General features: G+C 53.8%; 17 protein-coding genes and 4 tRNA genes. 4 read left to right on the top strand and 17 right to left on the bottom strand.

The window, feature by feature from the left end; genetic code table 11:
• Window positions 1-17: 17 nt before the first annotated feature.
• The 12 genes from WKR14_RS09385 to WKR14_RS09330 all read right to left on the bottom strand — a co-directional run bounded on the left by WKR14_RS09385 (window position 18) and on the right by WKR14_RS09330 (window position 7,991).
• Window positions 18-93, bottom strand: a tRNA-Lys gene (locus WKR14_RS09385).
• Between the two features lie 37 nt (window positions 94-130).
• Window positions 131-206 (bottom strand) — tRNA-Lys (locus tag WKR14_RS09380).
• A gap of 34 nt (window positions 207-240) precedes the next feature.
• Window positions 241-316: transfer RNA gene (locus WKR14_RS09375), tRNA-Lys, on the bottom strand.
• A 27-nt stretch (window positions 317-343) separates the two neighbouring features.
• Window positions 344-419 (bottom strand) — tRNA-Lys (locus WKR14_RS09370).
• Window positions 420-556: 137 nt separating this feature from the next.
• Window positions 557-1,285 carry a tol-pal system protein YbgF gene (ybgF, locus tag WKR14_RS09365; protein ID WP_071237979.1) on the bottom strand — a complete coding sequence of 243 codons (729 nt, stop codon included), beginning with the start codon at window positions 1,283-1,285 and terminating at the stop codon, window positions 557-559.
• A gap of 26 nt (window positions 1,286-1,311) precedes the next feature.
• On the bottom strand, window positions 1,312-1,851 hold the full coding sequence (gene pal / locus WKR14_RS09360) for a peptidoglycan-associated lipoprotein Pal (protein WP_071237978.1): 540 nt from the start codon (window positions 1,849-1,851) through the stop codon (window positions 1,312-1,314).
• 24 nt (window positions 1,852-1,875) lie between these two features.
• Complete coding sequence (gene tolB / locus WKR14_RS09355; protein ID WP_071237977.1) at window positions 1,876-3,201, bottom strand: Tol-Pal system beta propeller repeat protein TolB; 1,326 nt, start codon at window positions 3,199-3,201, stop codon at window positions 1,876-1,878.
• 9 nt (window positions 3,202-3,210) lie between these two features.
• Window positions 3,211-4,170, bottom strand: a complete 960-nt coding sequence (gene tolA / locus WKR14_RS09350) for a cell envelope integrity protein TolA (RefSeq protein ID WP_101057274.1) — start codon at window positions 4,168-4,170, stop codon at window positions 3,211-3,213.
• Complete coding sequence (tolR, locus tag WKR14_RS09345) at window positions 4,171-4,608, bottom strand: protein TolR (RefSeq protein WP_071237975.1); 438 nt, start codon at window positions 4,606-4,608, stop codon at window positions 4,171-4,173. It lies immediately after the preceding gene.
• The gene (tolQ, locus tag WKR14_RS09340; RefSeq protein WP_025011953.1) at window positions 4,605-5,294 is read right to left on the bottom strand and encodes a protein TolQ; all 690 of its coding nucleotides are present in this window, start codon (window positions 5,292-5,294) and stop codon (window positions 4,605-4,607) included. Before tolQ ends, tolR begins: the two co-directional genes overlap by 4 nt.
• Window positions 5,284-5,685, bottom strand: a complete 402-nt coding sequence (gene ybgC / locus WKR14_RS09335; protein ID WP_025011952.1) for a tol-pal system-associated acyl-CoA thioesterase — start codon at window positions 5,683-5,685, stop codon at window positions 5,284-5,286. The genes tolQ and ybgC overlap by 11 nt, the downstream gene beginning before the upstream one ends.
• 128 nt (window positions 5,686-5,813) lie before the next feature.
• Window positions 5,814-7,991: a prolyl oligopeptidase family serine peptidase gene (locus WKR14_RS09330; protein ID WP_101057272.1), complete on the bottom strand. Its 2,178-nt coding sequence runs from the start codon at window positions 7,989-7,991 to the stop codon at window positions 5,814-5,816.
• A 553-nt stretch (window positions 7,992-8,544) separates the two neighbouring features.
• Between WKR14_RS09330 and WKR14_RS09325 the strand changes: the two genes are divergently transcribed.
• Complete coding sequence (locus tag WKR14_RS09325) at window positions 8,545-8,964, top strand: hypothetical protein (RefSeq protein ID WP_101057270.1); 420 nt, start codon at window positions 8,545-8,547, stop codon at window positions 8,962-8,964.
• A gap of 123 nt (window positions 8,965-9,087) precedes the next feature.
• Here the strand turns inward: WKR14_RS09325 and WKR14_RS09320 are convergent, their stop codons facing one another.
• Window positions 9,088-9,579 carry a CreA family protein gene (locus WKR14_RS09320; protein ID WP_101057268.1) on the bottom strand — a complete coding sequence of 164 codons (492 nt, stop codon included), beginning with the start codon at window positions 9,577-9,579 and terminating at the stop codon, window positions 9,088-9,090.
• A gap of 37 nt (window positions 9,580-9,616) precedes the next feature.
• Window positions 9,617-10,990 carry a molecular chaperone gene (gene yegD / locus WKR14_RS09315; protein ID WP_101057266.1) on the bottom strand — a complete coding sequence of 458 codons (1,374 nt, stop codon included), beginning with the start codon at window positions 10,988-10,990 and terminating at the stop codon, window positions 9,617-9,619.
• Window positions 10,991-11,465: 475 nt separating this feature from the next.
• Here yegD and ppk1 point away from each other — a divergent pair, with 475 nt between their 5' ends.
• Both ppk1 and ppx read left to right on the top strand, forming a co-directional pair.
• Window positions 11,466-13,601, top strand: coding sequence for a polyphosphate kinase 1 (gene ppk1 / locus WKR14_RS09310; protein WP_373296840.1), 2,136 nt, complete (start codon window positions 11,466-11,468; stop codon window positions 13,599-13,601).
• A 16-nt stretch (window positions 13,602-13,617) separates the two neighbouring features.
• Entirely contained in the window at window positions 13,618-15,108 is a 1,491-nt protein-coding gene (gene ppx, locus WKR14_RS09305) for an exopolyphosphatase (protein ID WP_257580045.1), read from the top strand.
• A gap of 44 nt (window positions 15,109-15,152) precedes the next feature.
• Here the strand turns inward: ppx and WKR14_RS09300 are convergent, their stop codons facing one another.
• A complete protein-coding gene (locus tag WKR14_RS09300; protein ID WP_208191726.1) occupies window positions 15,153-16,034 on the bottom strand; it encodes a hypothetical protein in 882 nt (293 codons plus the stop codon).
• A gap of 57 nt (window positions 16,035-16,091) precedes the next feature.
• Between WKR14_RS09300 and WKR14_RS09295 the strand changes: the two genes are divergently transcribed.
• Window positions 16,092-16,271 (top strand): hypothetical protein, encoded by a 180-nt coding sequence (locus WKR14_RS09295; RefSeq protein ID WP_101057261.1) that lies wholly within the window; start codon window positions 16,092-16,094, stop codon window positions 16,269-16,271.
• Between the two features lie 3 nt (window positions 16,272-16,274).
• Here WKR14_RS09295 and WKR14_RS09290 read toward each other — a convergent pair whose 3' ends face one another.
• Together WKR14_RS09290 and WKR14_RS09285 are read right to left on the bottom strand one after the other, a co-directional pair.
• Window positions 16,275-17,912 carry an alkaline phosphatase gene (locus WKR14_RS09290; protein ID WP_101057259.1) on the bottom strand — a complete coding sequence of 546 codons (1,638 nt, stop codon included), beginning with the start codon at window positions 17,910-17,912 and terminating at the stop codon, window positions 16,275-16,277.
• 14 nt (window positions 17,913-17,926) lie between these two features.
• A complete protein-coding gene (locus WKR14_RS09285) occupies window positions 17,927-19,429 on the bottom strand; it encodes an alkaline phosphatase (RefSeq protein ID WP_146508158.1) in 1,503 nt (500 codons plus the stop codon).
• Window positions 19,430-19,567 lie beyond the last annotated feature (138 nt).

Raw genomic sequence — 19,567 nt, 5'->3', positions numbered from 1 at the left:
CCCTATTCTCAGGCAAGTGGTGGGTCGTGAAGGATTCGAACCTTCGACCAATTGGTTAAAAGCCAACTGCTCTACCGACTGAGCTAACGACCCACGGATATACTGCCAGATTGTTTGATTTGAATTGCGATGGTGGGTCGTGAAGGATTCGAACCTTCGACCAATTGGTTAAAAGCCAACTGCTCTACCGACTGAGCTAACGACCCGACATAACTGCCGAGGCAGACCGCAATAAATCAGTGGTGGGTCGTGAAGGATTCGAACCTTCGACCAATTGGTTAAAAGCCAACTGCTCTACCGACTGAGCTAACGACCCACTAAAAAGGTTTACGAAACATGAAGTTGGTGGGTCGTGAAGGATTCGAACCTTCGACCAATTGGTTAAAAGCCAACTGCTCTACCGACTGAGCTAACGACCCATTCAAGTTTCGCCCCAGCAGGCAGTGCCGTGCTGAGGGCGCCTATAATACCGCTTTGTGATTCTCATGCAAGTGTAAATTCCCGATTTTTTGTCGTTTGCATGAAAAACAAACTGGGCGGATGTTTTTTAGTTAAATCATGGTTTAATTGCCGCCAGTTGCTGCTGTGCAATCCTTGCTGCAGCGCTGTTTGCGTACTGTTTCACCACTTGCTGATAGTAGTTCTTCGCCGCCGTTTTATCGCCGGTTTTCTCGGCGATCAGCCCAAGTTTAACCAGACTGTCGGCCCGCTTACCCGATTCCTTGAAGTTATCGACCACATTGGCAAAAGCAGTTTTGGCGTCGGCAAATTCATTCTTATTATAGAGCAGTTGCCCGAGCCAATAGTTGGCGTTATCGGCAAAGCCCGAATTGGGATACTGCTTGATAAAGTCACGAAATGCCGGAATTGCAGCGTCGTACTGGCGCTCTTTCAGTACCAGATCGACCGCCCTTTGATAGCTGTCGGTCTCGGACAAAGAGGAGCTGGCCACCACATTGGATGAAGTTTGACTGATGGCGGGCGCCGCCGGTTTGCTCTGCAAGTTGGCGATTTCGTCATAGAGCTGGCGCTGACGCTGCAACATCTGGTTGATCTGATAGTTCTGTTGTTCGGTCAAGCCTCTGAGTTCCAGCACCTCTTGTTGCAGAGTATCCATTCTGCGCATGGTCTCAAATTCAGCTTGCTGACGAGCCTTGATGATCCGCTCAAGGCGGGCGATGCGATCCTCACTGGAACCGCCGCCAATGTCTTCAACGGGCGCTGGGGCCGCATAAGCGACCCCAGTTCCCAGAAGCATGGCCGTGATAATAACGGCTTTCTTCATTCTTCAATATCCCTCTAATGCCGGGATCAGTACACCAGCACAGCGCGACGGTTCTTGGCAAAACCTTCGTCTGTGTGGCTCATATCCAGCGGCTTCTCTTCACCATAGCTGACAATGCTCATCTGGCTTGGCAGTACGCCCATACCCTGCAGGTACTTGGCTACAGCCTTGGCGCGGCGCTCACCCAAAGCTATGTTGTACTCTGGAGTACCACGCTCGTCGGCGTGGCCTTCAATTAACACGCGTACGTTAGGATGTTCAACCAGATAAGTGCCGTGGGCTTCCAGAATTTCAGCAAATTCTGTTTGCACTTCACTGCGGTCAAAATCAAAGTAGATGATGTGTTCTTTACGCAGTTCCTGGAACTTGAGGCGCTGCTGCTCTTCCGGGCTCAAAACCGGATTGGCACCACCGATTTCCACACCGCCAGCACCACTGCCGTACTCGCTGCCGGAAGTTGTCGAACCGCTGGCGTCCGTTTCTGATTCTGAAGTTGAGCTACAGGCACCCAGAGCCAGTAATGGCGCAGCGATTACGATTGCCTTAAACAACTTGTTGAGATCCATCATGTTATCCTTCTGAAATATAAGTTATAGAAACGGTGACCAAGCGGGTGATTTCACCTCGCCCTGCCCCACAGGCAACCGCGCCTTGAAACGGCCATCGACAGATACCGCTGCCAGCACCTGCTTGCCGTTATAGGTAGTGCCATAAATTACCATGGTGCCGTTAGGGGCCACACTAGGTGATTCATCGAGCCGGGTTGAGGTCAACACCTGCATAAAACGCGTCTGCAGATCCATACGGGCAATATTGTATTTGCCGTTGGTTCTGTTGACGAAAATCATACTGCGGCCATCAGGGGTCACAGTTCCCCCCAGGTTCCACTCACCTTCGAATGTCAGGCGAGTCACCTTGCCTGAGGCCAACTCTACCTGATATAGCTGGGGCCTGCCACCCCGCTCGGAAGTGAACAGCAGCGACTTGCCATCGGGGAACCAAGTGGCTTCAGTATCAATGGCATAGTGGTTGGTGATCCGCTTGAGCGCACCTGTGGCAATCTCTACTACATAGACCTCAGGTTGACCGTCGCGGGACAGAGTCAGCGCCAACTTGCTGCCATCGGGCGAGAAGCTTGGCGAGCCGTTGATGCCGGGGAAGCTGGTAACCTTGGTGCGGCTCTGGCTATAGATATCCTGGACAAACACTTCGGCCTTTTTGTTTTCAAAACTGACATAGGCCAGCTTGCGCCCGTCCGGAGACCAGGCAGGAGACATCAAAGGCTCAGGCGAGCGCAGCAGCATCTGTTCGTTGTAGCCGTCGTAGTCGGCAATCATCAGGCGGTAGGGATTCTTCTCCTGGTGATTCACCACCACATAGGCGATGCGAGTCAAAAAGGCACCGCGGATCCCGGTCAGTTTCTCATAAACTATATCGCTGATCCTGTGACCATACTGGCGAAACTGCGCTTCGCTGATAACGGTTTCGCGGCTATCCAGCAAGAGCTCGCTGCGGGACTGAGGGCCACCGGACTGCATCTGCGCCTTGACCAAGTCCACCAAATCAAAGCTCACCAGATACTTACCGGCGCCATAGGGTTTCACATAGCCCATCACCACGGCTTCGGCAGAGACATTTTTCCAGGCTGCGGCATTGAACTCGTCCATCTTGCTGATGGCGCGCTGGCCCAATGACAATTCATCCAGAGGCTTGAAGGTACCGCTACGGGTCAAATCAGACATCACCACATCCGAAATCGACTCTGGCGCAGGCCCGGCGCCCTGCCAAACAAAAGGCACCACGGCAATGGGACGCGCGGCGTCCACCCCTTCGGTGATCACTATATCCAGTGCCGCCTTCGCCGGTAGCACCAGCACGGCCAGCAAACAGATAAGACTCTTGGCAATTCGTTTCATGGGGCTCCCTTAGTTGAATTCCGGTCTAACTTCTAAATTAATCTCTTTCATCAGCTGATACACATCGGGCTCCTGGGAAACCGGCAAACGCCCGGCTTTATTGATAGCGGCCTTGGCGGCGCGACATACCACAGGATCCCCTTCAATGATCTGGCTGTTGGTGACAAAGCCGTCTTTGGCCAGACGCACCTTAACCTTACAGACTCTGCCGCGCATCGACTCGTCCACCACCAGATTGCGCTGAATAGTGGCGGTGATCATCGCCCGGTAACGGTCGACTTCACTCATGACCTGACGATTGCGGGTAGCAGACAAGGCGGCTTGCTCGGCGGCCAGCGCCTCGGCCAACTCCTGCTCCTGACGGCGACGGGCCTCTTCCTCGGCCTTGCGTTTACGCTCGGCTTCCTCTTTGGCCTTACGCTCAGCCTCTTTGCGTTTGCGCTCCTCTTCCGCCTTCTTGGCGGCGGCTTCTTCAGCCTTGCGTTTCTGCTCGGCCTTCAAGGCAGCCTCTTCAGCTTCTTTACGCTGTTGCTCCTTGGCCTTACGCTCGGCCTCGGCTTTCTGGGCTTTTTCTTTCTCCTGCTGCTCTTTCAGCTTGGCAGCCTTGGCAGCGTCGGCAGCTTTCTGGGTCTCCAGCTCTTTTTGCTTGCGCTCGGCTTCCAGCTTGCGGATCCGTTCCTGCTCCTGCTCGCGGGCCTTCTTGGCTTCATTGGCCTGGCGATCCAGCTCCTGCTGCCGTTCGCGCTCGCGGCGCTCGGCGGCGGCCTTGTCCTGTTTCAGCTTCTGGACATAGTCATCCACTTTCTGCTGATCGACCACCACGGCCTGCACAGGCGCAGATTGCGCCTGGGTGGGCTGCGGCTTTGGCTTGTCATGAAAGTCCACGCCCATGGCCAGAATCGCAATAACCCCAATATGCAGCACAGCTGAGATGATAAAGGGGACAGTAAAATCAGATTTCCCAGCCACTTACTTCTCCTCTGGCGAATCTGTCATCAAACCGACCGAAGGCACGCCGGCATGTTGCAGCGATACCATCAGTTGAATTACCCGCTCGTAGGGAATGGCACGATCGCCCTTGACCACCACGGGGCGATCCGGCTCCATTTGGATGATGGCGCTGACCCGGGTGCTGATCTCTTCCAGATCCAGCACCTCATTATTGGGTGAGCCACCCAAGTCGAGAAAATATTCACCCTCGGCATTGATGGAGGCCACCACAGGCGGCTTGCTGTCTGCCGGCAGCGGCTCGGCCTCACCCTGAGGCAAGTCTACTTTCACCCCTTGAGTCACAATCGGCGCCGTCACCATAAAGATGATCAGCAGCACCAACATCACGTCGATATAGGGCACCACATTGATTTCAGCGACGGGGCGACGCCGCTTGCGCTGATATCCCTGCATCATACGGCTTCCTTATCGCTGTATGCCTGACGGTGCAATATGCCGGAGAACTCTTCCATAAAGTTGGCGTAGGAAGACTCGACCTTTTCCACCTGAGTAGAGAATCTGTTGTAGGCGATAACCGCAGGAATGGCGGCGAACAGGCCCATGGCGGTAGCAATAAGCGCTTCGGCAATACCCGGTGCCACCATGGCCAGGGTGGCATTTTCCACCGCGCCCAAGGCGATAAAGGAGTTCATGATCCCCCAAACTGTCCCAAACAGGCCAATATAGGGGCTGGTGGAGCCTATGGTTGCCAAGAGTGGCAGATGGGTTTCCAGCTTATCCAGCTCTTTGGAGAGGGAGATCCGCATGGCGCGATAGCTGCCATCCATAATGGCTTCTGGCACCCGACCGTTCAGTTTTGAGAGGCGGGCGTATTCCTTAAAACCGGATACGAACATGGACTCAAGCCCTGAGTTACTTTCCTGGCGAGCCGACAGCTCCTGGTATAAACGATTGAGATCCACACCGGACCAAAATTTCTCTTCGAAGCGTTCGGCATTTTGCCTGGCCGCTTTCAGGAGTTTGCGCCTCTGGATAATCACAGCCCAGGACGCGATAGACAGAGACAATAAGGTGAGCATCACCAGTTTTACCAACAGACTGGCCTGCATGAATAATCCAATAAACGAAATCTCAGCTTCCACCTTTTTTAAACTCCTGCAAAATGTGTTGGGGAATGGCCAATGGCCGCATGCGCTCGAGCGAAATACAGGCAACCAAAATGCTGGCCGCGCAATAACACTCACCCTCGGCATCTACCAGGCGCTGTTCAAACACCAAAGATGCCCGCTTCACTTCTGAGACACGGGTTTCCACCCAAAGGTTCTGCTCAAATCGCGCCGCCTTGCAGAAATCCAGCTCGGCGTGGCGTACCACAAAGGCGATATCCTGCTGCAACAGGGCGGTTTGGCTCACCGACATAGACCTGAGCCACTCACTTCGGGCTCTTTCAAAAAATTTCAAATAGTTGGAATGGTAAACCACCCCACCCGCGTCTGTGTCTTCATAATAGACAGTGATAGGCCAACGAAACATGCTTCCACTTGCTTTTAATGCGCCAAAAGTGAGGCCTACTATACCTTATCCACAATCCGCTTGTGAATGGCGGAAAAAGCAAAGGGGCCCGCAGGCCCCAGTTTATTTTTTCAAGGCTTAACTTAAGCTTAACCGTCGATTTTGCTCGGCAGGGTCAAGCCAAAGTTGTGCCACAGGAAGGTGAAGATATCAGCCGCTTCATCTATCTTCATCGCCGTGGGTTTACCTGCACCGTGACCGGCATTGGACTCGATACGCATGATAACCGGCTGATCCCCCTGTTGCTTGGCCTGCATCATGGCGGCAAACTTGAAGCTGTGCAGCGGCACCACCCTGTCGTCATGATCGGCTGTCATCACCATGGTCGCAGGATAAGCCTGAGACTTGACGTTGTGATATGGCGAGTAAGCCAGCAACGCCGGGAACTGCTCTGCATTGTCGGCACTGCCGTATTCACTGGTCCAGGCCCAGCCTATGGTGAACTTGTGGAATCTGAGCATATCCAGTACCCCAACGGCGGGCAGCACGGCGGCAAACAGATCCGGTCTTTGGGTCACGGCGGCGCCCATCAACAAACCACCATTACTGCGGCCATAGGCGCCAAGCTTGCTCTTGTTGGTATAGCCCTGATCCAGCAGGTATTCGGCAGCGGCAAAATAGTCGTCAAACACATTTTGCTTCTTGTCGAACATACCGGCCTGGTGCCAGCTCTCACCATATTCAGCGCCGCCACGCAGGCTGGGCACAGCATAGATGCCGCCCATATCCAACCAAGCGATATTGGCCGGGCTGAATCTTGGGGTCATGGAGATGGCAAAACCACCATAGGCGTACAGGAGTGTCGGGTTGGTGCCGTCTTTCTTCAGCCCTTTCTTATAGGACAGCATCATCGGCACCTTGGTACCGTCCTTGCTGGTGTAGAACACCTGCTCGGATACGTAATCATCCGGATTGAAGGCGATTTTAGGGCTCTGGTACAGCTCGGACTCACCTGTCTTGAAGTCAAACTTATAGGTGGTCTGCGGCTGCACATAGCTGTTGAAAGTGTAATAGAAGTAGTCTTTGCTGCGTTTGCCGTATGGGCCGGCAATCTTGCCTTTGCCAGGCAGAGTCACGTCCTGGCGCTTGACGCCGCCCATGGAGTAGATGGACAGCTGCCCCAGCACGTCATGCAGTGAGCTCACCACCAGGTGATCATTGATGATACCAACACTGGCGATAGGGTCCTTTGTCTCAGGAATCACTGTCTTCCAGTCTTTTTTGGCCGGGCGGCGCAAATCTATCGCAATCACTTTGCCGTTGGGGGCATCGAGATCTGTCTTGAAGTAGAACACTGACTTGTCGTTGCCGATAAAGCTGTACTCGGCTTCCAACTCGGAAATCAGCTCGACCACTTCCGCTTTGGGATCTTTGAGTGACTTATAGAAGAAGCGGTTGCGGCTGTCGGTCCCTTGAGAGATGGACAGCAGCAGATAGTCACCGTCTTCAGAAACACCGATACCAAAGCCCCAGTCCTTGTTTTGTGGCCTTTGATAAACCAGCTTGTCCTGGCTCTGATCTGTGCCCAGCTTATGGTAGTAAACCTTCTGGTTGAAGTTGACATCGGCCATCTTGTCTCCGCCGGCCGGGGCATCATAGCGGGCATAGAATACGCCTTCATTGGCGTGATCCCACACGGCAGAGGAAAACTTGATCCACTCCAGTTTGTCGCTGAGCAGCTTGCCGCTGGCAATATCCATAAACTGCCACTGTTGCCAGTCGGAGCCGGACTCAGAGACACCATAGGCCAGCACCTTGCCATCGTCACTCACTGACACGCCGGACAGGGCAACTGTGCCCTTGTCGGAGAAAGCGTTGGGGTCCAGCAACACCTTCTCATTACCTTGCTTGTCTTTGACATAGAGCACTGACTGGGCCTGCAGACCGTCGTTGCGGTAGTAGAAGGTGTTGTCACCCTTTTCGAAAGGAGCAGAGATTTTTTCGTAGTTCCACAGGGTGGTGATCCTGTCGACTACCGCCTGCTTGTTGGGGATAGCCGACAGATACTCCTGTCCAAAAACCTGCTGAGCCTTGACCCAGGCTTCGGTTTCCGGAGTGCTTTCTTCCAGGTGGCGATAAGGATCGGCAACCTGAACACCGTGAATGTTTTCAACCAGCACTTCGGCGCGGGTCGCCGGATACTGGGACTTAACGGTAGCCAGCGCATTCTGACCATTTGGAGTATCTGTGCTCTGGCAGGCGCCGAGCGCCAGGCTCAAGCCAACCGCCAAAAGCATAGGGCGAGCCAATTTTGTAGTTATTGTCATGGAAACTTCCTGTCCGACTAAATAAAGAGGCGTACAGCGGCGTTTTAGCAAAAAATGCAAACGCAGCGACTTGCAAAGTACTATACAAGCAAAAAAAACCGACACAATCGTCAAATGACAATCTGTGCAAGGATTGAACAATGACAAATGTTAATAAAACGGCAACAAGGATTAATTATATAAATTGCAAATTTATGCAGCGACATTGATTAAAGAAGCGAAACGCGGGCTATAACTGCATTTACGTGATTTACATCACCTTTGTAGCATTAGTTTTATTTATCTCATGACGTAGTTTTTCTCGCTTGTTGCTGACACATTCTGTCACTAAAATATGCCTCGTTTTCAGGAAGTATTTACCCCGGTAAATATGAAAACCAAGAACTTCAAAACTGTTGTGTAGTTTTCATGGCAGTTTTCCCTGGTTCTTATGCTTGACTTCCTTCCTTCAATTTGTTGATTGCAATGATTTAATTTTTGCGGCCCACTTGTTTCAAGTGGGCTTTTTTTTATGTTTTAATCGCCACCTTTCCCAAAGACAACAAGGACCCGTATGTCACTGCTGCGTATATTGCTTGCTTACCTGTTACTGCTGGTCGGCGCTTTTTCAACTTATGTCTGTATTTTTGGTGCCTTCCAGAGCCTGCCGGAGCAACAACCGGCAAAATACTTTATGGTTATCTTCGGCGCCTTGCTGGCGGCTGTCAGCCTCACCCTCGCCGGTTTTCTCAACCGCCGCCGTAACTGGTGCCGCTCCAGCGGTATCGCCTTGTTGGCGGCAGCAGGTTTGGCGCTTCTAATCCTAGTGTCCGATGCAGCATACCAAGACAAGGCCCAGTTGCCGCCGATGATCGCCTTAAACGATTATACGGTCGGTGGGCCCGTGATTACTTTGGTGCTGATACTCGGTGGCCTACTGCTATGGCGAGGCATAAAGCAGAATCAAGGGGCTGATAACCTTCATTCAAATTAATTAAGGCTAGCTGAACAGGGAGCAGACCAAGTCTCCTCTAGCCATCACCGCCTCTATGTAAGATAGTGCAATGAAAAAGAAGCAAAAGCCTATTCCCTGGTGACTCTTACCTGCCCCCCGGAACTATCTGTTTAACGCCTGTGGCCTTGGCTCGTAGGCGTCGGTTCCCCACAGCGGCACAGTGGACAGGGCGTGCTTGTGGCTACCGTTGGTTTCTTTGGTGGAATAGGACAGATACAGGAGTGTCTGGTGTTCACTGTCATAGATACGCCTCACCTTGAGGCTCTTGAACAAGATGCTCAAGGACTCGGTAAACACTATCTCGCCCTTCTTCCCCAGTTCAATACCGGCCAGTTGCGTCTTGGTTATCGGCCCTGTCTGGCGACAGCTGATACTCATATCCGATGGGTCGGCAAAATCCAGATTGGCCTCTATGCGACTGATATGACAGGTAACACCGGGCAGTTTGGGATCTGTCTTGGCATCTATGATCACATCTTTGGTGGTAAATACGCCCAGGCTGACCTTGCCTACATCATCGCCGCAGCCGGCGAGCAAGCTTGTCGCCACAGTAGCGACCAACGCGGCCAAGAGTGGCGTTTTTTTCAGTGCCATGAAGAGTCCTCTTTCAATCAAAGTGCAATAATTGCGACTAACGGTACAGGCGCTCGGCCCAGCGGGTCAAGCCGGCCACCACAGAGCCGAAGTGATCGCCACTGACCAAAGCCACATCAGGGAAACGCGCGCGGATCTGCTCGGTAATATACGGGCTCTTGGCGCTGCCACCTGTGAGATAAATGACATCCGGCTGACATCCCCCTTCCGTCAAAGCCTGGGTGATAAGTTTGTGCACCGTTTCGAGCGATTCATCGATGGCGGCCACAAAGGTGGCGGCATCGACATTCACAGTCAAGGGCCGCGGTTTGGGCGCTTCGACAAAACCTATATCCATAGCGGCTTGCTTACTGTCGCTCAGGGCGATTTTAAGCTGCTCGGCACTGCGCACCAAACGATAACCCAGCTGATCTTTTTGCACCTTCAATAAGCGCGCAAGTTTCGCCTGCTCTTTGGCATCCCGCTGCAGCTCTTCGATCAACTTGCGACTACTCAAGGCAGAGAATTCCCGCTGGGCACTGACATCGTTGACGGCGACCGCGTTCCAGAAGGGTTGCCTTGGCATAGGCTTGCCTGTGTTCAAGGCGCTGCCGAGCCCCAAGTGCGGCATAAAACCGGCCATCGCCAGGGCGATATCCAGATCGTTGCCCCCTACCCTTTGACCACTGTGGCCCAGGCAGTCGTCACTGCGATCTTTCTTGTCTTTAAGTTCAGGCCCCATGCGTACAAAGGAGCAGTCGCTGGTACCGCCGCCAATATCCACCACCAGCACCCGCTGCTCCCGGGTGAGTGTCGACTCAAACTCAAGGGCAGCCGCCATAGGCTCATACAAAAAAGCCACATCGGTGAACCCGGCGCGCCGGGCCCCCAGAGTCAAAATAGCCTCTGCTTGCTTGTTGCTCTGCTCGCCGCCAATGCCCTGAAAGTTAACCGGCCGCCCGATCACCACCTGGGAAATAGCCTGTTTCAGGCTCTGCTGCGCCCGGGTATGAATTTCCTGCATCATCAGGGTGACGATATCTTCAAACAGCGCCATCTGATTGCTGAGCAGGCCCGAAGCGCCGAGGAAGGACTTGGGCGAGCGAACATAGAAGCCCTCTTCCGGCATCTCCATATAGGTTTCAATCGCCTGATTGCCGATGAATACCGCTTGCTCGTTGGCAAGCAAGTCCAGCTCCAGGCGCGCCATTCGGGCGCGACTCAGCTCGGCAGTACGTTTGGGTTTGAAATCAGCCTGGGCCGCCAAAGGCAAGCGCTGCAGCACAGACTCGGAAATGAGTTCGCGCTCCATGGCATAAATAGTCGATGGCATATAGTTGCCATCCTCGGCCAGAGGCAAGAGCCGGGTCTGGCCCCCATCCATTACGCCAATGGCGCAGTTGGCACTGCCATAGTCAAAACCTGCAAACATTCCGTCCTCCTGCTTTCGCTGGCTCTAAGTGGCCCGGGCGCCGCTTTTTGCTTTGAAGACAAAGCCTCAGCGCCCGCTCCCGGCCAGGAAACCGGCCGAGAAAAAAGAGCGCAACATAGCATAAGCAGGGCAGAAAACCCAATCGTCAATATCGCTCTCTTTGACCAAAGAGGGGGATTGTCATTCTTTCGACATAAATTCGCTCTACCCTTAGGGAACGCTTCTTGCGTTCTTGCGTTCTGGCAAAGGACAAAGGACTAAAACCATTTGCTGGAACCACGCCTTGCATCCAGGTCTGTAAGCCGACGCGGAGCACACATGGGAATTGTTCGCACCTTCCTAAGCGCCGGCGCAACCCCGAATTCAAACCTGGGCCGGGCCCAAATAGCGTAAAACCAAGAAACTGCGCCCCGCCTTTATTCTCTGATTACAAGCGGATATCAGAGTGTTATTGTATATTTGCCGGGCTTTCTCTATGCCCGGCGTCTGCTCACGAGGAGTCTTTACCGTGTCACCGTCCGTCGAAAAATTTTCTCTGGATAAGGAGCTTTCCTGGTTGTCTTTCAATGAAAGAGTCTTGCAGGAAGCGGCCGATCCTCTGGTTCCTCTGGTGGAACGGGTTCGCTTTCTGGGCATATTTTCCAACAACATGGATGAGTTCTTCCGGGTCAGGGTTGCTGCGGTGCGCCGCTCGATTCTGTTATCCAGCCTGCAGGAAGGTCGCAACTCCAGTCGCCATTTGATGGCCAAGATCCAGACCAAGGTCCTGATACTGCAAGAGCGTTTCGACGCCATTTACGGCGAGTTAATGCGGGAACTGGCAAGACACAGCATCTTTCTCATCAATGAGAAACAACTGAGCGATTTTCACAGCCAATGGTTGAAAAAGCACTTCAAGGATCAGCTCAAGCGCCACATCACTCCGCTTATCCTCAGCAACCGCTCCGAGCTGTTCAAACAACTCAACGATGACACCACCTATCTGGCGGTGTGCCTCTACAGCCGGGAAAAGCGTCAGTACGCCCTGGTGGAAGTGCCCACCAAAAATGTGCCGCGTTTCATCCAACTGCCGGCTGAAACCTCAAAGCGCCGCAAACACTTAATTTTGCTAGACAACATCATAAGGCACTGTGTCGATGAGCTATTCTCCCCTTTCTTCGAATATGAAGAGATTGAAGTCTTCTCCATGAAGCTGACCCGCGACGCCGACTTCGATCTCACCGATGAGCTGGAACAGAGCCAGTTGGAAAAGCTCACCAAGGGCCTGAAAAAGCGCCTCACCGCCGAGCCGGTACGTTTGGTGTATGACAAAGAGATGCCGGAGCATATGCTGAGCATGCTTACGGCGCAGCTGAATATCTCCAATACCGAGTGCCTGATCCCCGGCGGCCGTTACCACAGCTTCAAGGACTTTATCGGCTTTCCCAATCCAGGGCGCAAATACCTGGAAAACGACAAGCTTCCGGCACTGGACTCGGCCGGATTCAGTGTCTGTGCCAACAAGTTTGACGCCATTCGCCGCGGCGACATCATGCTTTATTACCCCTATCACAAGTTTTCCCACTTTACCGAGCTGGTGCGCCAGGCGGCCTATGATCCTGCCGTCAAGTTCATCAAAATCAGCCTCTATCGGGTGGCGAGAAAGTCCCATATCATCCAGTCGCTGATAGATGCGGTGAAAAACGGCAAACAGGTCACCACAGTGATTGAACTCAGGGCCCGTTTCGATGAGCAGGCCAATATAGAGTGGAGCCGGGTGCTCGCCGAAGCCGGTGTCAAGGTGCACCATGGGATCCCAAGCTTGAAGGTCCATGCCAAAATGTGCCTTATCGGCCGTGAGGAAGGCGGCGCAATGCGCCTCTATGGCCACATTGGCTCGGGCAACTTTAACGAGGGCACGGCCAGGGTGTATACCGACCTTTCGCTGTTTACCGCCAATCAGGAAATTGCCGCCGAGATAGAACAGGTATTTGAGTTGATTGAGCACCCTTACAGACGAGATAATTTCCAGCACCTGATAGTTTCACCCTATGATGCGCGCCAGAAGCTGACCGGCCTTATCGAGCAGGAGATCATCAATGCCCAGAGCGGCATCAAGGCCGCCATCACCCTCAAGCTCAACAATCTGGTGGATGAGGCGATGATCCAAAAGCTATATGAAGCGTCCAGCGCCGGCGTCAAAATCCGTCTGCTTATTCGCGGTATGTGCGCGCTTATTCCCAATATTCCCGGGATCAGCAACAATATTGAGGTCGTCAGCATAGTGGACCGATTCCTCGAGCACTCGCGGGTGATGCTGTTCCACTCAGGCGGCGAAAACAAACTCTTTCTCTGCTCTGCCGACTGGATGGGGCGTAATATCGATAACCGTATTGAAGTCAGCACCCCGGTATATGATCCCGGTTTGAAGCAGATGATCCTCGATACCCTGGCGCTGCAATTTGCCGACAACATCAAGGCGCGGGTGATCAACAAAGATCAATCCAACCCCTACCGTAAGCGGGGCAACAAGCGTAAGGTAAGATCCCAAATAGCCATACATCAATATCTGGGCAACTACGAAAAACAGCGGCAACTGGATCTGGCCAAGCCCCAGGAACCGACACAATAGCAAAATGAGGACCACCTTGACTGCAACACCCAAGCATTTTGTCGCTGTGGATATGGGCTCCAACAGCTTTCATCTGGTGATAGCCCGCGAGCAGGATGGCAGCATTCAGATCCTGCATAAAGAGAAACGTCTGGTACAGTTGGCCGAAGGGCTGGATCAGGACAACAGGCTGGATAATGACGCTATAGCGCGCGGTCTCGCCTGCCTCAAGGATTTCAACCTCAGGTTTTCCACTCTGGATCAGGCCAGAGTCAGACTGGTGGCCACCCACACTCTGAGAGTCGCCCGTAACCGTGAGGCCTTTATCGAGGCTGCCAGGGCCATTATGCCCTACCCGGTCGAAGTGGTATCCGGCCATGAAGAGGCGCGCCTTATCTACAAGGGCATAGCCCACAGCCAGGAGTTGGCAGAGCGCAACCTCATCATAGATATCGGCGGAGGCTCCACCGAAGTGGTGCTTGGCCACAAGACTCAGGCGCAGATACTCTCCAGCCTGCGCTGTGGCTGCGTCAGTTACAACCAGAAATACTTTGTCGACGGCAAGCTAACACTGGAGACCTTTCGCGCCGCCCAAGCAGCGGCCGATAAACAGTTTGCCTCACTGGCCAAGGAATATTTCAGTGGCCAGTGGGATCTCACTCTTGGCAGCTCAGGCAGTGTCAAGGCCATCTGCGAGGCGATGCAGCACTTCTTCAACGATGAAACCATCACTCTGCCCAGGCTCAAGCAGTTGAAGCAGCAGTTGCTCGACTGGGGGCATGTGGATCAGATTGAACTGCCGCAGGTGGACAGCAAACGTGCGCCTTTGCTACCGGCGGGGCTGGCTATCCTGATCAGCTTCTTCAAGAGGCTGCCGGTCACCGAGTTGCAGTTTGCGCAAGGGGCACTGCGCGAAGGCGTACTTTACGAACTTGCCGGGATCAGCCAATTCGGTGATGTCAGCGGTCGCACTGTCGAGAGCATGGCCAAACTCTATCATGTGGACTTGAACCATGCCGCCAAGGTGGCCACTTCCGCCAAACAGCTGTTTGATGCCGTGGCCGACTGTTGGCAACTCGAGCCCTGGCGCTCCCTGCTGGAACATGCGGTGAAACTGCATGAGATAGGGATCCATATCAACTCCCGCGCTCACCACAAACACGGTGCCTACATTATAGCCAATAGCGATCTGCCCGGTTTCAGCCAAGAGCAGCAACAGCTGCTGGCACTGCTGATTGGCAACCAGCGCAAAAAACCCAACCTGGAGGCGCTGGCACAACTGGAGCCCGCTCAGAAATTACGCCTAATCCGTTTAATGGCGCTGCTGCGCCTCGCCGTGTTGCTGAATCTCGGCCGTATCGCCCGCAGCTTGAAAATCACCCGGGTAAAACCCACGGCAACAGGGATGCAGATAAGCCTGCCCGAGCCGCGTCAACGCATCAGCCTGTTTGCCAAAGACCTGCAGCGGGAGCAAAAGCAGCTCGCCCCGTTGGGTTTTGAGCTGCAGATAAGTTATGCCGATAACTGACGTCCTGTGACTAGGCCCTTGTTATATCGGTAACTGGGGGTTAATCAGTGGCTGTGATGCCCGCCTTCAAGCTGCTGCCCATCTGCCGAGTAGAAGCCTGAGCTGCCATGTTGAATAAAGCCCTGGGTGATCATCTTGGCAATAAAAGGGTCAGACTCACTGTCGCCCACATCGGCAAAGTCGAGGTCCTGGAAACCTGAGGTAAGCCGCTTGAAACTCTCCTGGCTCACAGGCGTCAGCTTGCTGAGCCGATAAACAATACGCTGCTCACCTTGAGTGATAGTCATCTCGGCCGGCAGCTCCAGCTCGCTTATCCAGCTCAATTGCAAAGACTGCGGCTCGGAGGCGCTTTTGTTCGCGTGACTATGGTTTTCTTCATGACCTGCGTCATGACTATGGCTTTGTTCATGACTCTTGCTCTTAAGGGAATAGCTCTGACGGGTGAAGCAGCTATCCTGCAGGCTTTGGCCCTTTTCAAATTGACTCAAGGCTGCAGGCGATATCAGATGAAACTGCCTATCGAGATCGGTGTGAATATTCAGCGCCAAGAGGTCACCACGGCGATAGCTGATAGAGCGTTTCTCCTGGGGGAAATAACGCACATACTCACCATTTTTATGCCAAGCCTCGTAGCTGACAGGGCTGCGTTGATAGATGATGGTATCGTCAAAGCGCGTCAGGGTCAGTTGCTGCTGCCTGGCCTGATCACCGCTGCCAACAGTGATCTGATAGCTGGCTTGAAAACGACCGGGGTTGGCGGCACAAACATTAGCATCATCGCCAATTGAGCCGCCCGCTTTGACATGGGCGTGCTCCTGGCTGCCAGGCTGGTTGCTGACAGACTGAGTATTGGCCATGGCAAACTGCCCCAGAGAAGTTGTGATCCCCAAAGTGAGTGACAGCGTGAGTGACAATGTGATTGACAATGTGAGTGGGCGACCAAGAACGCGAGGGGCTGTGCAATGAGCGGTGCGAGGAGCGATATGAAGCGCTACGCGGGGAAAAAAGGGAAACGCTGGCTTGAATGTTACACGGGACATAATAAACCTACTGATATGACTCTAAAACAAAAGACTAAAACCAAAGACCAAAACCAAAGAAGTAGCCTGATGCCCCTGCTTGAACCTAGGGATAAGCAGGGGCATCAGGCTGCGAAACGCTAAACTTTATTGCGCCGCGGCGGCCTCGGCCTTATTGACCAGGTCACCGGCAAAGTTCATCACATGGAAGATGTGGTTCTGCTCAACCGTACCCTGAACCAGGCTGGCACCCGGGCCGCGAGCGAAGATGGCCACATCTTCACCCGCATGGGTTTCACTTTCCAGCGGCACCAATGCCTCCTGATGGAACCCCACACTCTGGGTGTCTATGTAATTCAAATCCACCCGACCAGGCTCGGCGGCATAGTTGTAACGCTCATCGCCACCGGTCGCCAGCGAGCCAAAGCCCAGACCATTGGCATAACCAACCGTGGTATAAGGCATGCCGTTGGCATCGGTAGAGTTGGTGACCGACGGCTGACCGTTGGCATCGTTACTCTTCACCAGGCCCAGGATAGGATTACCTCGGGTCGGATAGCCGGCGATGGTGAACACATGGCTGTGGTCGGCGGTAACCATCAGCAAGGTGTCATTGGCCGAAGTCTTCTCCATGGCGACACGTACCGCCTCAGACAAGGCTATGGTGTCGTGCAGGGCGCGGGCCGCATTACCGGCATGGTGAGCATGGTCGATACGACCGGCTTCAACTATCAGGACAAAGCCTTTGTCGTTCTTTTTCAGAATATCGATACTCTTGGCCGTCATCTCTGCCAGAGAAGGCTCGCCGGTAACACCGGTCTCGACTCTGTCGTAGTCATATTCCATATGAGAGGAGTTAAACAGCCCCAGCGCATGCTCTGTGCTGCCGGTATCCATCGCCAGGAAGCTGTCACGGTCGGTAACGTAACTGGCGTTGGGGTACTGGGACAGCCACTCAGCGGTCAGATCGCGACCATCGTTACGCTTACCTGCTTTGCCTTCAGGATCGATAGTGGTGTTGGGAATAAACGCGCGGCGACCACCGCCCATAACCACATTGATCCCTTTGCCGTTATTGAAGTCCAGCATCTGGGCGGCAATATCTTTACAGCCGTTGGTGACGGCTTCGGCTGGCAAGTTGCTGTCCGCTTCCCAGTCGCGATCCGGCACATGGGCATAAGTGGCCGCCGGGGTCGCGTGAGTGATACGTGCCGTTGAAACCACACCGGTAGCCATACCCGCCATGGCGGCCAGCTCCAGCGAAGTCACCAGGTTTTGACCGCTGGCGGAGGAACAAACACCGCGCTCAACACCTTCAGCCTGTGAGATCACGCCAACGTCCGTCTTTACCCCGGTGACCATGGCCGTCATGGTGCCGGCCGAATCCGGGGTTTGACCATCGACATTATATGTCTTGGCCAGGCCAAGATAAGGCAGAGTCTCAAAGGAGAGTGAGTTTTCCTCTCCGGTCTGCCCCTTAAGCTGACCATCGAGGATCCGCGCCGCCGTCACAGTTGAAACGCCCATGCCATCGCCGACAAACAAGATGATGTTTTTCGCCGCACCCGCCTGGGTGTTATTGCTCATATTGGACGCCTTGGTGACGCGGTTTTGACCATCGACATACCATTGATTAACGGCGGTCCAGTCTTTTCCGTCACTGCCGTTGCTTCCATCCGTGCCCGGAGTGCCTGCGTTGCCGTCCTTGCCGTTGTCACCGTCACTTCCACAGGCCGCCAAGCCGAGAATCGCGGCCAAAGACAGTACCAGTAATTTCTTATTCATTTCCTTGCTCCCAATTAATACTTAGTACCGCCAAGCTCTTGGGCTTGATTGATAATGTGGAAAATCACGTTCTGCTCCATCACACCCTGCACCAGGTTGGCGCCGGGGCCTGTGGCATGCAGACTGATGTCTTCACCAGCGTGGGTTTCACTTCCCATAGGAATAAGAGCTTGTTGCATAAAGTCTTTGTCTTGAGTGTCCACTGAGGTTAGGTCGTCACGGTTCCCCACAACGGCGCCCGGGCCATTGGTGTAACCCAAGGTAGTGTATGGCTTACCATCGAGGGCAGTAGAAAGGTTTCCATCCACGCCGTGCACCAGACCCAGAATAGGGTTACCCCGCTTCGGATAACCTGCGATGGTGAACACGTGGCTGTGGTCGGCGGTGACCAGAATGAGCGTCTCTTCCGGGTTGGTGTTTTCGACCGCCGCCTTAACGGCGTTGGAGAGTTCCACCGCATCGGCCAGGGCGCGCTTGGCGTTACCGGCGTGGTGACCATGGTCGATACGACCCGACTCGACGATCAGCAGATAGCCCTTGTCATTCTTCTGCAAAATCTCGAGAGATTTCGCTGTCATCTCGGTCAATGAAGGTTCGCCGCCCACATCATCGGCGCGGTCCGCTTCATATTCCATGTGGGAGGAGTTGAACAAGCCCAGCAGGTGATCTGTAGTGCCGGCATCTATGGCGTCAAACTCTGTGCTGTTCCACACATAGGCGGCGTTGTCCAGGTTGTCGACCCAAGCCTTGGTCAAGTCCAGGCCATCCTTACGTTGCCCTTTCTTGTTCTCGCCATCTGTCACGGTTTCAGGGATAAAGGCGCGGCGACCGCCGCCCAGGGCAACTGACAGGGCATTGTCTTTATCGCGCATCACCATCTGGTAGGCGATATCTTTACACTCGTTGGCTACCGCCTCGGCAGGCAAGTTGGCGTCAGATTCCCAGTCACGCTCCGGGCTATGGGCATAGGTTGCTGCCGGAGTGGCGTGGGTGATACGTGCAGTACTCACCACACCGGTAGATAAGCCTTTGGCATTGGCCAGATCCACCAGAGTCACCAGCTCATTGCCTTTGGATGACAGGCAGTTGCCACGAAGGCTCTGTTCGGATACCGAAATCACCCCCGCTTTGGACTTTACCCCGGTTGCAATGGCCGTCATGGTGCCTGCACTGTCCGGTGTTTGCTGGTTGGTGTTATAGGTCTTGATCAATGCGGTATGGTCAAACTTCTCAAAACTCAGGAAATTCTCTTCACCACCCTGGTTACCGGCCAGCTGCTGCCCTTGGTAGATACGCGCAGCAGTCAAGGTGGAGATCCCCATACCGTCACCGACAAACAAAATGACGTTTTTGGCTTTTGCTTTTGATTCTAATCTAGCCTTGTCTGACACCCGCTGGGCGCTTTCCTTATACCAATGGCTGTCAGTTTGAACACTGGGCAACACGGCGCTGTTGGCCGCCATGGTTACCAGGCTGCAAGAGATCAACGCAGCTAATCTATTTTTCATCACTTTCATCATCCGTATTGGGTTGAAGTAAATTGGTCACAAGTAAAGGTAGTGCGGCCTGATTGTCGAAGATCCAGATGACAAATTTGGTTAATCAAGATTGCAGTTATGTGAAGGGCTTTGGCTGGGCAGCACAAATCAAAGGAA

Source organism: Shewanella chilikensis, from assembly GCF_037953065.1.
In the GTDB taxonomy this organism is placed as follows: domain Bacteria; phylum Pseudomonadota; class Gammaproteobacteria; order Enterobacterales; family Shewanellaceae; genus Shewanella; species Shewanella chilikensis.
Note: the sequence above shows the minus strand (reverse complement) of the source record. Positions and strands in the feature narration are given on the sequence as shown.

Coding starts and splice junctions, on each gene's coding strand:
- ybgC (WP_025011952.1), bottom strand. CDS start 5,685: ATGTTTCGTTGGCCTATCACTGTCTATTATGAAGACACAGACGCGGGT.
- WKR14_RS09285 (WP_146508158.1), bottom strand. CDS start 19,429: ATGAAAGTGATGAAAAATAGATTAGCTGCGTTGATCTCTTGCAGCCTG.
- yegD (WP_101057266.1), bottom strand. CDS start 10,990: ATGTTTGCAGGTTTTGACTATGGCAGTGCCAACTGCGCCATTGGCGTA.
- pal (WP_071237978.1), bottom strand. CDS start 1,851: ATGGATCTCAACAAGTTGTTTAAGGCAATCGTAATCGCTGCGCCATTA.
- WKR14_RS09330 (WP_101057272.1), bottom strand. CDS start 7,991: ATGACAATAACTACAAAATTGGCTCGCCCTATGCTTTTGGCGGTTGGC.
- tolB (WP_071237977.1), bottom strand. CDS start 3,201: ATGAAACGAATTGCCAAGAGTCTTATCTGTTTGCTGGCCGTGCTGGTG.
- WKR14_RS09295 (WP_101057261.1), top strand. CDS start 16,092: ATGAAGCGCTACGCGGGGAAAAAAGGGAAACGCTGGCTTGAATGTTAC.
- WKR14_RS09325 (WP_101057270.1), top strand. CDS start 8,545: ATGTCACTGCTGCGTATATTGCTTGCTTACCTGTTACTGCTGGTCGGC.
- ybgF (WP_071237979.1), bottom strand. CDS start 1,285: ATGAAGAAAGCCGTTATTATCACGGCCATGCTTCTGGGAACTGGGGTC.
- tolR (WP_071237975.1), bottom strand. CDS start 4,608: ATGATGCAGGGATATCAGCGCAAGCGGCGTCGCCCCGTCGCTGAAATC.
- ppk1 (WP_373296840.1), top strand. CDS start 11,466: ATGCCCGGCGTCTGCTCACGAGGAGTCTTTACCGTGTCACCGTCCGTC.
- WKR14_RS09290 (WP_101057259.1), bottom strand. CDS start 17,912: ATGAATAAGAAATTACTGGTACTGTCTTTGGCCGCGATTCTCGGCTTG.
- WKR14_RS09320 (WP_101057268.1), bottom strand. CDS start 9,579: ATGGCACTGAAAAAAACGCCACTCTTGGCCGCGTTGGTCGCTACTGTG.